Source organism: Oleiphilus sp. HI0061, assembly GCF_001635675.1.
On the sequence record NZ_LWFE01001592.1, the window covers coordinates 1 to 801 of the forward strand.

2 protein-coding genes are annotated in these 801 nt (G+C 43.8%); both read right to left on the minus strand.

Annotation, left to right across the window (positions count from 1 at the left end; translation table 11 throughout):
* Positions 1–204, minus strand: a 204-nt coding sequence (locus A3735_RS24755; RefSeq protein WP_156499900.1) for a S1 RNA-binding domain-containing protein, incomplete at its 3' end; no start/stop codon positions are given.
* 119 nt (positions 205–323) lie between these two features.
* A partial coding sequence (cmk, locus tag A3735_RS24760) for a (d)CMP kinase (protein ID WP_068638831.1) occupies positions 324–801 on the minus strand: 478 nt, incomplete at its 5' end.

The window sequence follows — 801 nt, forward strand, 5'->3', positions numbered from 1 at the left end:
AACAGAGTCACCGATCTTTAATTCGACTTCACCGCTCTCGTTAACAAATTGAGATAGAGGTATAACACCTTCTGACTTTAGGCCAGCGTTTACTGTAACCCAGTCGCTATCAATATCTACTACAACACCCGCAATAATTGCTCCCGGGGTCATATCGATTTCATTTAGACTCTCTTCAAATAACTCTGCAAAGCTCTCGCTCATTACAATTCCTGTGTGATTAAATTCTCCGTACCACCAGCATGTACGGTTTATTTATTGAAATGGGTTTTGCATTGCTGGCCAACGTTAACCAAAACCCAAAAGTTTAGAAGTCGTATTTATTAAGATTTCCGCTCAATAAAATTAACAACTTCCTTTAAAACTTCTTCGATAGAAAGCCCTGTAGTATCAACATGATACGCATCTTCAGCGGCTTTGAGCGGAGCATTTTTTCGCCCCATGTCTCGGGCGTCTCGCTCTTCTATCTCCTTTAAAAGGGGCGCGATTTTAACATCTTCCCCCTCCGCCTTCAACTGCTTAAAGCGTCTATCCGCCCTAGCTTCTGCGCTCGCTGTCATAAATACCTTATATTCTGCCTCTGGAAACACCACTGTCCCCATATCTCGACCATCAGCAACCAAGCCAGGCTCGACTGCAAAGTTTCTTTGCCTTTGCAATAATGCTGCGCGAACAGATGCCAAAGGCGCTATCTTTGACGCATCATTACCCACAGTTTCTGTACGAATATCATTCGTCACATCCTGACCACCAAGTAATACTCTGACAGGCTCACCGTACTCAGATGGAACGAATTCAACA